13 protein-coding genes are annotated in these 16,692 nt (G+C 45.7%); 10 read left to right on the forward strand and 3 right to left on the reverse strand.

What is annotated here, in order from left to right; translation table 11 throughout:
* Position 1 precedes the first annotated feature (1 nt).
* The 8 genes from ITG12_RS03315 (at position 2) to ITG12_RS03350 (ending at position 9,827) form a co-directional block, all read left to right on the forward strand.
* On the forward strand, positions 2-1,174 hold the full coding sequence (locus ITG12_RS03315; RefSeq protein ID WP_038874984.1) for a glycosyltransferase family 4 protein: 1,173 nt from the start codon (positions 2-4) through the stop codon (positions 1,172-1,174).
* Positions 1,167-2,597 (forward strand): oligosaccharide flippase family protein, encoded by a 1,431-nt coding sequence (locus tag ITG12_RS03320; RefSeq protein WP_038874982.1) that lies wholly within the window; start codon positions 1,167-1,169, stop codon positions 2,595-2,597. Before ITG12_RS03315 ends, ITG12_RS03320 begins: the two co-directional genes overlap by 8 nt.
* Complete coding sequence (locus ITG12_RS03325) at positions 2,594-3,961, forward strand: O-antigen ligase family protein (protein ID WP_038874979.1); 1,368 nt, start codon at positions 2,594-2,596, stop codon at positions 3,959-3,961. Before ITG12_RS03320 ends, ITG12_RS03325 begins: the two co-directional genes overlap by 4 nt.
* Before the next feature lie 113 nt (positions 3,962-4,074).
* Entirely contained in the window at positions 4,075-5,205 is a 1,131-nt protein-coding gene (locus ITG12_RS03330) for a glycosyltransferase (RefSeq protein ID WP_248873944.1), read from the forward strand.
* The gene (locus ITG12_RS03335; protein WP_038874973.1) at positions 5,202-6,629 is read left to right on the forward strand and encodes a GNVR domain-containing protein; all 1,428 of its coding nucleotides are present in this window, start codon (positions 5,202-5,204) and stop codon (positions 6,627-6,629) included. The genes ITG12_RS03330 and ITG12_RS03335 overlap by 4 nt, the downstream gene beginning before the upstream one ends.
* 241 nt (positions 6,630-6,870) lie before the next feature.
* Positions 6,871-7,992 (forward strand): glycosyltransferase, encoded by a 1,122-nt coding sequence (locus tag ITG12_RS03340; RefSeq protein ID WP_038874970.1) that lies wholly within the window; start codon positions 6,871-6,873, stop codon positions 7,990-7,992.
* Complete coding sequence (locus tag ITG12_RS03345) at positions 7,985-9,178, forward strand: glycosyltransferase family 2 protein (protein WP_038874968.1); 1,194 nt, start codon at positions 7,985-7,987, stop codon at positions 9,176-9,178. Before ITG12_RS03340 ends, ITG12_RS03345 begins: the two co-directional genes overlap by 8 nt.
* 10 nt (positions 9,179-9,188) lie before the next feature.
* On the forward strand, positions 9,189-9,827 hold the full coding sequence (locus ITG12_RS03350) for a sugar transferase (protein ID WP_038875097.1): 639 nt from the start codon (positions 9,189-9,191) through the stop codon (positions 9,825-9,827).
* A gap of 19 nt (positions 9,828-9,846) precedes the next feature.
* Here the strand turns inward: ITG12_RS03350 and ITG12_RS03355 are convergent, their stop codons facing one another.
* Complete coding sequence (locus tag ITG12_RS03355) at positions 9,847-10,236, reverse strand: ATP-binding protein (protein WP_038872641.1); 390 nt, start codon at positions 10,234-10,236, stop codon at positions 9,847-9,849.
* 313 nt (positions 10,237-10,549) lie between these two features.
* On the opposite strand from ITG12_RS03355, the gene ITG12_RS03360 reads away from it, so the two are divergent.
* Entirely contained in the window at positions 10,550-14,950 is a 4,401-nt protein-coding gene (locus tag ITG12_RS03360) for an SslE/AcfD family lipoprotein zinc metalloprotease (protein WP_248873595.1), read from the forward strand.
* A gap of 90 nt (positions 14,951-15,040) precedes the next feature.
* Here the strand turns inward: ITG12_RS03360 and ITG12_RS03365 are convergent, their stop codons facing one another.
* Together ITG12_RS03365 and ITG12_RS03370 are read right to left on the reverse strand one after the other, a co-directional pair.
* Positions 15,041-15,703, reverse strand: a complete 663-nt coding sequence (locus tag ITG12_RS03365; RefSeq protein ID WP_248873597.1) for a DNA alkylation repair protein — start codon at positions 15,701-15,703, stop codon at positions 15,041-15,043.
* A 59-nt stretch (positions 15,704-15,762) separates the two neighbouring features.
* On the reverse strand, positions 15,763-15,978 hold the full coding sequence (locus ITG12_RS03370) for a DUF6434 domain-containing protein (RefSeq protein ID WP_248873599.1): 216 nt from the start codon (positions 15,976-15,978) through the stop codon (positions 15,763-15,765).
* A gap of 252 nt (positions 15,979-16,230) precedes the next feature.
* Between ITG12_RS03370 and ITG12_RS03375 the strand changes: the two genes are divergently transcribed.
* Positions 16,231-16,662, forward strand: coding sequence for a hypothetical protein (locus ITG12_RS03375; protein WP_248873600.1), 432 nt, complete (start codon positions 16,231-16,233; stop codon positions 16,660-16,662).
* Positions 16,663-16,692: the final 30 nt, after the last annotated feature.

Below are 16,692 nucleotides of genomic sequence, written 5' to 3' on the forward strand. Positions count from 1 at the left end.
CATGAAATACGTACTGATGTTGGACACTATCCCGTTGCAAAGCGGTTCAAAAACAGCAAATGCTGAACTCTTAAAACAGTGCGATCAGCGAGATGTCGTCGGTTATGTAGCAACGACTCACCCAGAGCACTGGAATCGGTTACTGAAAGATGACGAACGTATTCAAGTCGTTAAAGTTCGTCGGTCGCCGATTATTTCTCAGCATGGTCTGGCTTATTGGTTAATGAATGGATTTTACCTTTTCCAATTGTTGTTCATCTTGTGCAGATTACCCAAAATTGATTGGCTACTCGGCCTTTCTAATCCCAACAACGATATGCCTTTGTATCTATTGCGCTTATTGAACCGTAAACCAATCGTTCAAATCATCAGCCAATCGGTTGGTAAATCACGATCTGCAGGTTATTGCGTCACAAAAGCAACCAGTATCTATTACTTGGCAAGTTGTCGCGAATCCATAATCCACGCATTGCAAGCGTATCTCAACCAACCCATTGCTGCAGTTAAACGTTACTGGGCAGACCTAAATACCTCATCATTCGTCAACGGTCTCTCTTCAGAGCGTTGGCCAAAGCAAGCGAATCCTATGTCCTCTCGCGTGTTTTGGGCAGCGACTCTCCTAAAACGCAAAAACGTCGACTTGCTCTTAGACGCCATTCAATTGGAAAACGGCACAAACTTCAAAGCAACCGTGTGTTATATCCAACCCAACCTAATTGATGATGAATGCTTAACCCCTGATTTAACTGCAAAAAGTGTCGATTGGTACGAGGCACCAGCAAACCTTGATGACCTAAGAGCACAATGTGGTGTGTTTGTTGCAACAGCAGAGAATGAGCCGTTTGGTCTTGCAATTTTGGAATCATTAGCCGCAGGAATGTGTGTGGTAATTCCACATGATGACAGTTACTGGGATCGAATCCTTACTGACGGAAAAAATTGCATCAAATACACACCCAACGACGCGGCCTCGCTGCACAACGCGATTCGCTTACTCAATGAGTATCCATGGTTAAAGGTAACGATGGGAATCGAAGCACTCAATGTCGCTCAACTTTATACGGCTGAACGTTGTTACTTCCCAATCACTCAGCATTTGTGCTCAGGCCCAGAACAACAAAATGAATCCAGCGCGAAAAAGCGCAACAACGTCAAAGGATATGACCATGTCTAGAGCAATGACCAACATGTCACTCTTTGCCATTGCACTGGTGATCAACAAGAGCATTAGCTTAATCATGCTACCAATACTTCCGCAATATTTGACACCGGAACAAATCGGTAAAATGGAAATCATCGCGTCTGTTGGTATTGTGATTGCTTTAATCATTAGCCTAGCGTTGCATGAAGCCCTAAATCGCTTCGCTGGCGTGGAAGACGACCCGCAGAAAAGGAAGTCACTGCTAGACCAAATTTACTCTCTTTCATTGCTTATCTCTGTTCCTATCGCTTTGGTCTTGGCTACGATCATCATTGTTATGCCCGTACCAGAACCTTTTACTAAGACAGAATGGATGGTTGCCTTAGTTGCCATTGCTTTCGAGGGAGCGATTGCGATAGGGACAGCGTGGCTAAGACTACAAGACGACAAGGCGAAAACCTTGTTGTATGTGATGGTGACGACCACGGCACTTCAAGCGGCGTTCATTATCATCGCGCTTCAATTTAGCCAAACGGTGCTGTCCGTCTTACTTGGTGGGCTGCTCGCTGCTGCGGCACAATTAATTTGGTTACACTTCATCAATCGCTATCAATTGGTTCTTCCGAGTTTTATCTCGACAAAACAATTCTTTAAATACTGCTATCCCATTATGTGCTCGGGCTTAATCATGTTTTGTTTAAATGGTGCAGAACGTTGGTTTATTGGGGCAAATGCATCGTTAGCAACGCTAGGGGTGTACACAATCGCATTTAAATTCGCAATTGGTATGTGTTTTTTGGCACAACCTTTTGCCATGTGGTGGTCGCCAAGACGGTTTTCGATTTTAGAGAAAAAGGGCGCCAACGAAGCGACGCGAATCACCCACCTAGGTATGATTTATCTGACATTTCTAGTCGTAGTCGTAGGCTCATTAGCCGTAATCATTATCAACAATTTCTTGCCTGTGGCGTATCGAGAAGCGTCGCTTTATGTTCTGTTTCTTTTACCGATAGCCCTACTTAAAGAATGGAGTGACTTGCTGTGTATTAGCATCCTATACAAAAGGAAGACCCACTGGTTAATGGGCATTAATGCAATACCGGCCGCAATTGGTCTTGCGATGTTGTTCAGCTTATCAGCACTAGGGATCTTCGGTGTGTTTATCGCTCTTTATTATGCTCAGCTTTGTCGACTGGCGTTGACCTTTAGCATTGGTCAACAATGCATGAAGCTCCCTTTCCACCTGAGCTTAATGGTAATACTACATATCCTTGCTGGCGCGTCGTTATTCTTGATTCATTCAGCCGGTTCTACCCCACTTATCATGCTGGTATGTTTCACAAGTTGCGTGCTCATCGCGACCATAGCGTTTCGTTACTTTGATGCGCAAACCAAAAGTAACGTGCACCACTTTTGGCTCAAGTGGCGCGGCCAAATGAAGAGAACACCGCTATGATCAGCGCTGAATTGAGAATGAAGCAGTCCATCATCGCGATCGCGCTCACGACGTGTATCGCGCTGTTATGGTTGGTGATGCCAAATCCAATTCTGATTCTCGTACTTTGTTTTGCGCCATTGGCTATCTTGTTTGTTCTCAACCAAACCTTCTGGTTCGTGACTCTGTTTGTGATTTTTTCTTTCTTTCGGATTCACGAAACCTTTCCGGTGATTTACAACTTCAAAATTCCTTTGCTGCTTTCACTTGGGGCTCTTATGGCCTTGTCATTTCATTTATTGATTAGCCGTCAAATTATTGCGTTTTGGCACCCTTGCTTGAAATGGCTATCCATTTTTTGGGTTCTGGTGACATTAGGCGTAGCATTCGCTTCAAACCGCCCTGTTGCGATTGATGAATTCAACAGTGTTTATTGGAAGATCATCGTAATGACGCTAGCGATAACTTGGCTCATCACCACACCAAAACAAGTTGCTCAAATGTCGAAAGCCATCATGCTAGCAGGACTATTGGTTGGCTTAACCGCCCTGTCTAACGCGAGTAATGGTATAGGATTGGTCGAAGGCTCACGCGTGACCATCAGCCGCGACTTAGGTTCGGTACTTGGTGATCCAAATGATTTATCTTTAGTACTGATGTTCCCACTTGCATTTACTGTTAGCCAATTGCTAGAGAAAAGAGCCAGCTTTGTTCTTCGCTTGTTTGCATTGATCACCTGTGTCGTGTTGTTCTTCGCGATATTAGAAACACAAAGCCGAGGAGGCCTACTTGGCGCGCTTTCTGTCTTTGCGTACTTTGCGTTTAAACACATCAAAAGCAAAGCGTTAGTTATCTCTCTAGGGCTGGTTGGGGCGCTCGTTCTTTATGCCGTTGCAGGGATTTCTGGCCGCTCGTCTGGCGGTGCCGCGGAAGAAGGGATAGACGAGTCCGCAATGGGACGGATTTATGCTTGGGAAGCCGCAATAAAAATGGCGATAGAAAACCCATTAACGGGCATCGGGATAGACAACTTCTACAATAACTACTTCTTCTACAGTTCTCATTGGGATGGACTCAATCACGCCGTACACAGCACGTGGTTTGGCGTGTTAGCTGAAACTGGATTTGTTGGTTTATTCGTGTTTATCGCGCTGATTGTGTCTTTGATTCGAACTTCTCGTGAGACCATCCAGATGCTCACCCCTACTAGTGACCATACGTTGTCTATTGGAGCAAACGCCGTCTTGGGGGGTCTTATCGGTACGATTGTTTCCGGTACTTTTTTAACTCAAGGGTTTACTTGGCCAATATACATCCTAGCCGCGCTGACTATTGTGATACATCGTATCGTTCAATCTGATTGTCAAAATGCGAAAGCGTCATAGCCCTTTCTCTCGTTAAGTTCAACCATCTGTTTTTATTAAGTTATTTCCTTGGCACGCAATGTGATAAGTCTACTTATTAGAACAATCATAAAGTTGGCTCAAAGGAGAAAATGATGACGGACATCGTAGTGTTTGGCGAAGACTTTGGCGGATTGCCTTCTTCCACTCAACATATCATTAAACATCTGACAGACAATCACCGCATCCTGTGGGTTAATTCCATCGGTTTAAGGCAACCGAGGTTGGTGACAAAAGACGTAAAGCGCATTGTTAACAAACTCACACGTTCTTTTGATGCACATACACAGAACAATACAATGTTCAATCAAGACTGCCACATGAGCGCCAGCATTCAAACGATTAACCTACTCACCATCCCTGCCCCGCGGACTCAATGGGCAAGGAAGGCGGCTTCGAGCATGATGCAACATCAACTGAAGCGAAAGCTAAAAGAGCTTGGCTTTGAAAAACCGGTACTCTGGACGTCTCTGCCGACTGCCGTTGATGTGTGTAAGAGTATGGATAACTCTGGCATCGTTTATTATTGTGGCGACGATTTTGGTGCACTCGCCGGCGTCGATCATCAAACGGTCTTGGAACACGAAGAGGATTTGATTGATTGCTGCGACCTCATTTTGGCCGCGAGTGAAAAACTGGCGGCTAAATTCCCACAAGACAAAACTGTCACCCTCCCTCACGGTGTGGATTTCACCTTATTCTCAACTCCCGCAGTCAAAGCTAACGACTTGCCAGATAATGGCAGAAAAATACTTGGCTTTTACGGCAGTTTATCCGAATGGTTAGACTATGCATTGATTGAACAAGTAGCGGTTCAAGCACCCGATTGGGATCTCGTTTTTATTGGGCCAAACGAACTGCCCCACAACCCGCTCCCACAACGAACTAATGTCCACTACCTTGGACCTAGAGCACATCAACAGTTGCCAAGCTACTCACAGCACTGGGATGCGAGTTGGTTACCTTTCGTCAACAATGCTCAGATTAAAGCGTGTAATCCACTCAAGCTTTTGGAGTATTTAGCAACCGGCACACCTGTTATCAGCACCACTTTCCCAGCGCTCATGCCTTACAAACAGATGTTGCATGTTGCAGCGGATGCCGAGGATGTATGCGCCAGCTTAAATCATTTACTGCCTCCTCCAATTGGTTCTATGGCTTTGATCGAAAAACAAAGCTGGGCATCGAGAGCCTTTCAAGTTGAACAACTCGTGAGGTCACTATGAGCGATTTAAGAGAAAACCTATCTGTATTGCTTCACGGGGCCTGGCGTCGACGTTACCTGATCGTGGTCCCTATGCTAGTGCTGCCCGTCCTTGGTTTTATTGTCAGCAAGCTTTTGCCTACAAGTTACGTTGCGCACACCAGCATGCTGGTACAGGAAACCGCCAAAATGAATCCGTTTCTTGAAGATCTGGCCGTTTCTACTCAACTGAAAGACCGTATCAACGCGTTGAGTACATTATTAAAGAGCCGACACGTGCTCTTCTCCGTCGCTCAAGAACAAGGGTTGATAAACGATGAGATGGATCTAAAGGAACAAGAGTTCATTATTAAAGATCTCGCCAGTCGACTCTCCGTCAAACAGTTGGGTAAAGACTTCATTCAAATCGAACTTACCAACAAGACACCAGATGGCATGGAAGCGATGCTCACGTCGGTCAGTAATCATTTTGTCGAACAATTGCTTGCACCAGAGCGCTCCTCTATTAAAGATTCCAGTCACTTCCTGACGATTCATATCGATAAGAGGCGCACAGAGCTTGATGCAGCAGAACAAGCATTTGCTGAGTACAAAAATACTTACGCCCACGCAACACCCGAGATGCAGGCGCAAAGTTTGTCTCGACTCGCCAGTCTCAAGCAATCCTTGGCAGAGAAGGAAGCAGAGCTAGCCGGGGTAAAACGCAGCTTGGGTAGTTTGGACCAACAACTTTCTAAAACAAACCCAGTTATCGGTAAGATTGAAGAACAGATCATAGAAATACGCAGTGAGTTGACGCTGCTTCGTGCTAAATACACCGAAGCACACAGTCTGGTTCAAGGTAAAGTCCGAGAACTCAATCGACTTGAGCAAGAACGTACGGTACTGATTAATTCTAAACAACCGGAAATGAACAGTAATCAGCTTTGGGATATTGCCAGTACGGCAACGGTCAGCAACCTTGGCGACGCACAACCCTTGCTTGTCTCTCAACTCCATCAGCTGCAAATCATGCGAGGTCGATACGAGTCGCTAGAAGAAGAAACCGATAGTCTCTACAACATGATTCAAGATCTGGAAAACAACGCCAACCGTTTTGGTAGTACCGCGACTGAGATAAACAGGCTTGCACGAGACGTCGCAGTCAAACGCGAATTATACGATGATTTGGTTGAGCGTTATGAGATGGCTCAATTGACGGGTTCTCTCGGTGTGTTCGAAGAAAACAAACGGGTAAAAATCATTGATGAACCCTACACGCCAACCCTCCCTTCTAATCTACCCAGTATTGTTTTCGTCCTTCTGGGGCTCATTGGCGGTACGGGATTAGGAATTGGCATCGCAACTCTTATCGAGCTGGCTGACAACTCTATCCGTTCACGTAAGGCATTAGAAAATCACTTAGGCGTCGCTGTCATCACTACGATTCCAAAGGTGACATTTTAGCTCTTCACTGACGGCCCCCTCAGCACAATCAAAGCACTCGAACTTCGGGTGCTTTTTCTTATTTATCAACTTCTTACTTATTTGAAAGTGCACAACGAATATGAATTTCAATTTGAGAATAATTTTGTGTCATTTTAAGCACCTCACCAAAGTCTACTCTAACCATATGTTTTAACTGAATTTAATGATTGGCATGCACTGTGCAGTATTACTGATAACAACTGACGTCGAGGGCTGAGGAATGGAAAACGTTAAGACCCGAGAAAGTAATAGTAAGAGCAAAGGCAAAGTGATCGTTCATGTCGTTCAGCATCTCGCACCTGGAGGCTTAGAAACCTTGGTTCTTGAGATGCTTCGCTTTGCCAAAGCAGAAGACTCCGTTTTTGTCATTAGTCTAGAGGGAAACCGGTACACCGCGCTAAACCATTGGGAAAAGTTAGCAGACTATCAAGACCAACTCCACTTTCTCAACAAACAATCTGGTTTGGATCTTGTCACACTCAAAGCGTTGAAGAAGACATTAAAACAACTGCATGCCGATGTGGTACATACCCATCATATCGGGCCTCTTCTCTACGGAGGCATCGCCGCTCGGCTTCACGGAGTGAAGGCCTTAATCCATACCGAGCACGATGCTTGGCATCTTAACAACAGAAAAGCCGCACGATTGCAAACCGCCCTGCTCAAATTGCTTCGTCCTCAGGTTGTCGCAGACGCCGATTTTGTCGCAGAACAAATCATCAATAACTTGGGTTATGAACGAGTAAAAACGATCCACAACGGCATCGATTGCGAAAAATTCAAAGACGGCAATGGGCTGTTAGCTAAACAAACATTCTCGCTACCAACCGACAAGTTTATCATTGGAACCGCTGGCCGCTTAGAGGCCGTCAAAGGACAAGAAATCCTAATCAAAGCATTTTCGCAATTACCAGAAAGCACACACCTCGCGCTTGCTGGTTGTGGCAGCCAGCGAGATTTGCTTGAGGCACAAGTAAGGACTCTCGGCCTAGAAGAAAGAGTGACGTTTCTCGGGTTAGTCAATGACATGCCAAGCTTTTATCAAAGCCTCGATGTGTTTTGCTTGCCATCATTACAAGAAGGTTTTCCACTTTCAACACTGGAAGCACAAGCATGCGGCGTACCTTGTATCGCCAGCAATGTCGGCGCGGTAAAGGAAACATTATGTCCTCACACCAGTGCATTGGTAGAACCAAACCGAGTCCCAATGCTCACGGAAGCGTTAACAAACTACTTATCACGACAATCTCGTTCACCACGAAAACACATTCTTAAGCACTTTGATATTCGCGATATGGTTAATCGCTATGCTGTTTTATCTGGGGAGACTTCTTATGAGTGATTTACTTTGGACAGCGGGTTTCGTTTTATCTGCGCTACTGATTATTTACCACCACGTTGGCTACCCCCTTATTCTCAACTGGTTATCTGCTCATCGCAGAACAAGTAAAGTTTCCTCGAAACGAGGCGAAGGTAACTATAAAGCGTCAAAAAGCGACGGTACTTTACCCTCCATTACGGTGATCGTTCCCGCTTATAACGAAGAACAGTGGATAGCAGAGAAAATTCGCAACCTTGCTAGTTTAGATTATCCGAGAAATAAGCTTACCGTGGTAATTGCTTGTGACGGGTGCTCTGACAATACCGCTGATATTGCGCAAGACACCATTCAAGAAGCCATTTGTGCCGATACCTTGTTCATCATCCACGATCATCGAATCAACCGAGGTAAAGTGGCACTTCTCAACGCAGAAATGGAAAACGTCATTTCGGACATTACTGCTTTGAGTGACGTTTCCGCGCTGGTGTCGTGTGACTCTTTACTACTTGCTAGCCAGCACTACCAAAATGAAAACGTCGGCGTCGTTAATGCAACCTATCAAATCATGACAACCCAAAACGAAGGTGAAGCGGCATATTGGCATTATCAATCTCAAGTAAAATACAAAGAGTCGTTGATTGGATCGACCATCGGTTCTCATGGCGCGTTTTATACGTTTAGAACCAAACTGTTTTCGCCATTAGAGCCTGAGATCATCAATGACGACTTCATTTTGCCCATGCGCATTGTGCTTCAAGGTTATGACTCCGTTTATGAACCAAAAATGTTAGCCATCGAACTGGAAGAAAGCTCAGACAGTTCGGACTTCCAACGTCGCCTGCGTATTTCTGCCGGGAATATGCAGCAATTCTTAAAGCTAAAAAAGCTGCTGCTTCCCCGTTATCGTGGCACCGCATTTGCATTTCTATCGGGAAAGGTACTGCGTCTCGCGACGCCTTATCTGATGATCTTATGCTTGGTGAGCTCATTGCTGCTTGATCACTATCCAGCATTTCAGATTCTAATGTTTGGGCAGTTAACGGTATATCTCGTCGCGCTGATCACTTACTTTGTTCCGGTTTTCAATATATTCAAACCGTTCAAATTAATCAGTTACATGGTCGTAGGACATATCGCCAACTTTGCAGGTGGATTGCGTTACCTACTCGGAATGGAAAATGGGCGTTGGAAACGCATTAATCAATAAGGAAGTCATCATGAAGACATCACGCTACGATTCAAACATTCACCTAGCTAAGCGAGCTTTCGATGTTCTCATTTCGCTATTGGTCTTAATCGTGACTGCGCCAATCATGCCTTTGATTGCTTTGGCGATTGTCATCGATTCGCGTGGCCCTATTATTTATCGTCAACTTCGTGTTGGACGCTGCACACCAGAAAAAATGGATTTATTCGAAATCATGAAGTTTCGCACCATGTATGTCGACGCAGAACAACGATCTGGCGCAGTTTGGGCATCGGCAAATGATCCACGTATTACGCCCGTTGGCCGTTTTTTACGCAAGACACGATTGGATGAACTACCACAATTGTTCAACGTATTGAAAGGTGAAATGTCACTGATTGGCCCACGCCCTGAACGCCCTGCTTTCTATCAAAAACTGGAAGACGAAATCCCATTTTTTGTCGAACGAACATACGGTGTTTTACCAGGCATCACTGGATTGGCACAAGTGAATCAAGGTTACGATTCTTGCATCGAGGACGTTCGTCGCAAGGTAGGTTTTGACCACAGTTATGCACTGAGCTTAAGTTCTTTCTATTCTTGGATTTCCATGGACATTACCATTATGAGCAAAACCTTAGTCGTCATGATCGACGGTCGAGGTCAATGAGCTCACAAAGGTAGAAGCGTTACTCTTGCCACTGGCGACGCATGTTTTCAATCGTCGCTGGTGGTACATTATGAACACTTGAGTACTCACCGCGACAGACCTGAACTTCCACTTCAATCCCCTTCTTTTCACAATACTTTACATAGCGTTTCATTTCCCAGCGACGCACAAACGTGTTACTCACAATCACTGTCTTACCTTTACTTAGCCACTTGCGCGTTTGTTGAAAGCACCATTCATGCGCTTCTGCCAGCTTCGTACCGTCAAAAACATACTCGCCATTTTCATTCTCAAAATACATGTCAGCTTCAAAATGCTTTGCTTTGAGCTGTTTGGACAATTGCTTGGCCAGCGTTGTCTTGCCAGAGCCCGGCAAGCCACGAACAAGAAGGAGTTTTGCATTAGACATAATGGAAGGATTTTAGTGAAAAACCAGCAAACTGTACGCTATTTTTGAGGAAATGAAAGGGAAAGCAGCCACTAGGATCGTTCGTCTTCGTAACCTTGCTCTCATAAGCGTAAATAATTGAGCTCAAGCATTAATTTATGTTCCCTCCAGTCGCATTTAAATCTAGAATGCGCGCGCGTTTATTGAGCTCAAAAAAATCACTAATACTTAACGACTTACTTAGTATCAACCAAAAACTTTGAGCTTTTAAATAAAGTCACTCTCAACCAATACTCCATCCATTGTTCGATGGCATTTCATAAGGGTTTAGTCTTTGAAAAGAAGTCTTCTTTCAATCCTTGTCGCTTCGCTGCTGTTTGGCTGCGGAGGCGATGAAAACAAACACTCAACAAGCACCACACCTCCAACGGTCGAACCAGATTTACCACCTGAACAACCAGATATTGGCGTAACGACCTACCAAGGTAAGCTGTTCATTAACGGTAAACAGATCACTGGCGATATTCAATGTGATGGGCAAGACATCAGTGAGTCTGGTTACTTCACCTACGCAGCTTCAGAAGGCCATTTTGATTGTCAATTTGGTGGTGTAACTTTAGGTGAGTTCAGTTATCAGATCCCAGAACGAACTCGTATGGGTTCACAGCCAGCTGAATTAACGCAAGCCTATGACCTAAAAGACGTACTCGGCCAACACGCAAACAACGCCACTAAGCTGTTAAACAAGATCGACACGTGCCCTACTCAGGACGCACAAGTGTGCTTGGATGAAATCAACAGCTATGACATCCAAGACTTGTACGAAAGTGACGATCAAGCGGCGATTGATGCGTTTCTCAATCCAAGTGTCGCAAACGAAGGTGAGCAGCCAAGCGCGCACGTTGACCCAGAACTTCAACCAGAAGTCACTCCGGGCGCAAGCAACAACTTAACGGGGTCGTTTGTGTCTGCCAATGCAGAGGCGACTTACGAATACAAACCAAGTGCAGCCAACAAACCGTTGACCAAAAGCCGTTTGACCGACTCGCAAGGAAATGCGCTTGCTGGCGTCGAGTTCTTCAGCCAATCCGCACGCGGAATCACGGATGCCAACGGTGAATTTGAATACCTTTGGGGTGAGAACCTGATCTTTGGTATCGACACCTTCACTCTAGGCCAAGTGAAAGGCAATAAGGTCAATTACCAACTTGCAGATTTAAGCGACAACCCATTGGTGAAACAGAACCTTGATGCGTTCGTTCATCGTTATGGTGTGTCTTCTGGCAACCACATTGAGATCAGCGATACCGTTCGTCAAGTGTTTGCACAATACCCGAACGTTATTAACGAGCTGATCAATTTGAGCCTACCAAACGGCGCAAAAATTGAAGGCACGAACTTCACCACACCCAATGAGTTCGAAGCGCAATTCAGCCAAGGTTTAACACAAATCATTGATGGGCAACTAAAGCAAACGCCTCAATGGTCAGGCTTTACTGCGCCTATGCTGCGTACGATTCGTGCTTCTGGTAGTAATTATGTCACGCAGTCTCTGCATCAGATTTATGCTGGTGTGGATAGCGTGCACATCTTCCATGATAACCATGGTTGGGGCGGCTCTGGTTACACACGAGCAATGCGTAACTTCAACCTAACTAATGAAGCCTTCCCTGTTCTTATGCCACGTAACGACAACAGCTACTGGCTCCCGTTTGGTGAAGAAGCAGCATGGACTCGTGGTTCAGGCAAAGATCAAAAAGCCTACATTGTGGATGCCACAACCATTGATGAAAACTCAACGGTGGTTATGCAGCGCCCAGAAGTAATTTCCAAACAAACCGCGACTTTTAATCTACCAACCATGACGGCAGGTATGATTGGTTCGGGTAAAGTGGTGTTCTTGGGTAACGCGATGTACACCTCTATCTTCTCTTGTCCAGAAAACTACTGGGCAGGCGCAGATCTGGGCATCGACAGCGAAGCGCAGCAATGTCGTTATAGCACGCCTCACAACCAAGAAGCGCAAGATGCGGATACTCGTACCGATCACGGCAGCATGCAAATCATGTTCAGCAACTTGATTGATTGGTTAGTGCCGAATGCAACACAAGATTCTGTCGCGATTGCCACCAACATCAACAAAGGTCATGCATTCCGTTGGGATCGCAAAGAAGGTCAAATCTACGATTTCTTTGTCAATCCAAGCTATAAATTGGGTGAAATGGACGTATTAAGCAGTGGCCAGTTTGATTCATTAGATCCAACCTCTACACCACTGCTTTTGCTTCAGTCTTACGAAATCAAAACCGATGGCTACGCGACAAAATCTGTCGTGTCTGACATCAACCAACCTAAGTTGGACGCAGATGACGTTACAGCGCTGATCGAATACGTAAACAACGGCGGTAGCATCATCTTCTTTGATGCTTTGGAAGAAAGTAACCCAGAGCCAATTGCTCGTTTAGCGGATGCGGCAGGCGTTTCTGTTGGTGGTGCGAACGTTGCCAAGACGTTCCAATCTCTGTGTACTGATAGCTATTGGTGTCACAGTACATCAGGCCCGAACGTACCTAACTTGCATACCGTCGCAGAGCATGACCTCGTGGTTTATGAACGTTATGCAGACACGACTAAGATTGAGATCAATGACAACGGTACGGTGACATGGCCGGGCAATATCGACATGCCTACCCTTGAGATACCGCTATACAACGTCTCCATTGATGGACAAGAGCATCAACGTTATGCATTCCACATGGTGAAGTCGGAACAAGAGAAACAAGCAGCAATCGCAGAGCTTCAACGCGAGTTTCCTGGCGTTCCGGTTTGTAAAGACAATTACCAATACGAAGTAAACTGTATTGAAGTGCGCGAAGGTCATGGCATTCCAAGCCGTGGTAACCACCATCGCCCAGACTTTACTCGTTACGAAATGAGCCCTGAAGTCGTCGATAGCATGGTAAAAGCGGCGAACTTAGGTGCCAACATTGATCGCCTACTTTCTCACGAGCTTTACTACCGCAGTAAAGGGGAAATTGGTGAACGCTTGTCGCAAGCTGAGCTAACTTCAACCTACGATAACCTATCCGTTTGGCTGTGGAATGACGAGCAATACGAGTTCAATCCAAACGCACAAGATGAGCTTGGCTTCGAACGTGCGGTCGAAATGCTGAACTGTTACACGAGCAACGCACATCAAGGCGGTAATGTTTGTGGTCAAGAGACACGAGCTCAGCTTGCTAAGTGGTCAATGATTACCGAATCAGGCGAGCTGAACCCGTCTTACCCTCTGAACTGGATGGAGAAACCATTAACACGCATGATGTTGGGTCGCTCTTACTGGGATTTGGATATCAGTGTCGATTCGACTGGCTACCCAGGTCGCCCTGCGCAATCAGGCAGTGCAGCGAGCGTTGCGATTCATACCGACAACAAAACCGTGATTGGTACCGCTGGCAGCATGCAATCGACAGGCTTATGGGCGCCACAACTTGAAGAAGTCACCATCTCTGGTGGTGTGAAAGCGTCTATCAATATTGCTTTGGTTGATGACCTGACGGGCCGTACAAACCACGAACAGAGCTTGAAACGCCCGCCACGCGTGCAAAAGACCTTCCAATATGATGGTTCGTCTTTGAGCTTCAAAGTACCTTACGGTGGTTTGATTTACATTCAACCGTTAGAAGTAGATTCTCGTGACGTTGTGACGTTTAACTTCACTGGTGTGCTTCGTGCGTCTTGGTGGAAAGACGGTGCTTGGCTAAACCCAATCAACACTGACGTGCCATTGGCAGAAGTCGATTCTGGTCATTTCGTCTACACGACGCCAGTGAAAAACGTACTGGACACAGACGTACCTAAGTTTGCCGATGAACTGAACGCATTCGCGAACCATGCGAGTGATTTTTACGGGCGTGATCAAGTCACGGTAGAAGGAAAACACCGTCGATTTACTTACGATGCCCTGCTCGCCAACCGACATCGCTTCGTGAATGATGTGCAAATCTCGATTGGTGCGGCGCACTCAGGCTACCCAGTTCAAAGTAACAGCTACTGGCCTACATGGACTGTCGTGCCATCAAACCCAACCAATGACTGGTTACTATGGCATGAAGTCGGACACAACCTTGCTTCAGCACCGTTTATGATGGCAGGCTCTACTGAGGTCACCAACAACATTCTTGCCCTTTACATGCAAGAACAGCGTGAATCAAAGCCATACATGGACCGCATTGCGAGTGATCTATCCAAGTCACCTTTATGGCTCGATCGCTTTGAAGGGCATGCTTGGAGTGAAGCGGATGTAGGCATGCGTTTAGCGATGTTCGGCCAATTAAAGCTTTGGGCAGAAGACCATTTCAACATCGATGATTGGTATGCGAATCAAGCAGAAAAGCCGAGCATCTTTGGTGAAGACCAAGGCTGGAACTTCTTCAAACTCGCACACCGTAAAGCACGTGGTGACAGTATTGGCGACCAAGGCATTAACTACTGTTCTGCACAAAGCAGCCAGTTAAGCCAAGGCGATCTCATGATGGCATGTACCTCATACCTGACCGGATATGATCTGACAGATTACTTCCGTATGTGGAACCCATCAGAAACCAAAGCTAACCTGCCAAATGGCACTGTTGATTACTCTGATGGTTTAACGCCTGCAGGTTTCAACACGGTTGCGTCGATGGATTTACCGAAACCAGATAAGTCTCCTTCTGAGTATTTGTCTGTTAAGTAACCCGTAAGACGATAAAAGCCGACAGAATTCGATTCTGTCGGCTTTTTTTGTATCACTCTGTTTGCTTTGGCGAAATACCGAAGAGGTAATCTACAGGGCCATGAGCTCTCGCTTAGTTTGCTTATCCAGCTTTTCTATCGCATATCGAAACGCCGTTCTCGGCATCTTGCTATGGTGACGTTTTAAGTAGTCCACCACTCGCTCTGGTTCTTTTTGGGCCAACACTTTGAGCATCCAGCCATAGCCCTTTTGCACTAAGTAATGATCATCTTCGAGCAACAAATCTGCTATGTGAAAAGGCTCAGTCCCTTTATACAGACCTTTATTGATCGGATAGATAAGCGTTACCGCCGCCGCTCGCCTCACGGCAAAGTTATCACTCTTAACCCACTCCAATGTGCGAGTAAACAGGCTGTTGTCTTGAGCAATAAGCGCACCGAGTGCATGGGTGCAAAAATCATCACAATCATTCCAATCGGTAATGTAGTGATAAAGCCAAGATTCGAATCGATCGTACGTGGCGGCGTCATACTGCTTTTTCAATCTGAACGCCCAGTCAAACGCAATCACGCTTAATGCCCAATCACGCTCTGCCAGCAATGTTTCACACTGCTCAAAAACGAAGTCTGCTTGCTTTATGTCTAAACTTCGAAAACCATCGGCAGAGATCGCCCTCACCAAGCCGGTGCGCACTCGCTTCTCTGGGTACCCAATCTCACTTAACTTTTGAGTTAACGTTTCTACAATACTCATTGTTTTTCTTTCTGTTCTTCCATTTCGATACGTTTAGCGTGAATCACTTTATTGGTGAGCTATTTTGCTTGCTGTCTGTGTAGCCACTCTTGTGCTGCATCACCCATGCTTGTTCCTTCTGCGTCGTTCATCCACTGCATAAAGCTACGGTCAAACTTGAAATCGTCTCCACATTTGGATTTGAAGTAACGACGTACATTTTGAGTGCTCTTATAGGAAGACGTAATTAACGTGTTGTCTTCAATATGGTTTTTATGCCAATCAACTTTGCTCATATGTCCCTTCTTCTAGGCTTGGTAGCGACGCCTTGCTCAAAGAAAGAGTGACATCTTCTATCAGCCACATCCACCTTGAGTCCTCGAATACTTCATTTTTGCCAATTCAGTCATATTTCCGTGGTTTATGTATTGTGCTGACGAGAATCCAAATTGGAACGGGACACGAATATTTACATATCTCGTTGTAATCAGTTTAAGAAAGAGTCGGTCTGCCATTAGGAACCTTCACTACTCAATAAAGGAATGAAAATGAAAGAAACGCTCCAACCAAAGCTTCAACGTCAATTGGGATTAGGGCTGTTAGCACTGCGCTTAAGTATCGCGTTGGTATTTATCATGTGGGCGCTAGATAAAGTGCTGGTACCAGAGCATGCAATGAAAGTGTTCTCTGGCTTTTATGGTTTAGATATATCGAGTGGATTTTCTGTCGCGTTAGGTATTGCCCAGTTGGTGTTCATCGGGATTTTTGTGGCTGGACTTTGGAAGAACCTGACTTATCTTGCGATTCTGGTATTACACGCTGGCTCGACTTTCTCTTCGTTTGCGAAGTACCTAGACCCGTTCAACAACCTATTATTCTTCTCGGCGTGGCCGATGCTTGCTGCGTGTTTCGCTCTCTACCTATTGCGAGATCATGACATCTATGTGTTGAGAAAACAGCCTCAAGCGGTTACGGCTTAACTCACCACCAGCGGCTGAGACACAATAAAA

It is taken from the genome of Vibrio sp. ED002, assembly GCF_023277445.1.
Lineage (GTDB): Bacteria > Pseudomonadota > Gammaproteobacteria > Enterobacterales > Vibrionaceae > Vibrio > Vibrio jasicida.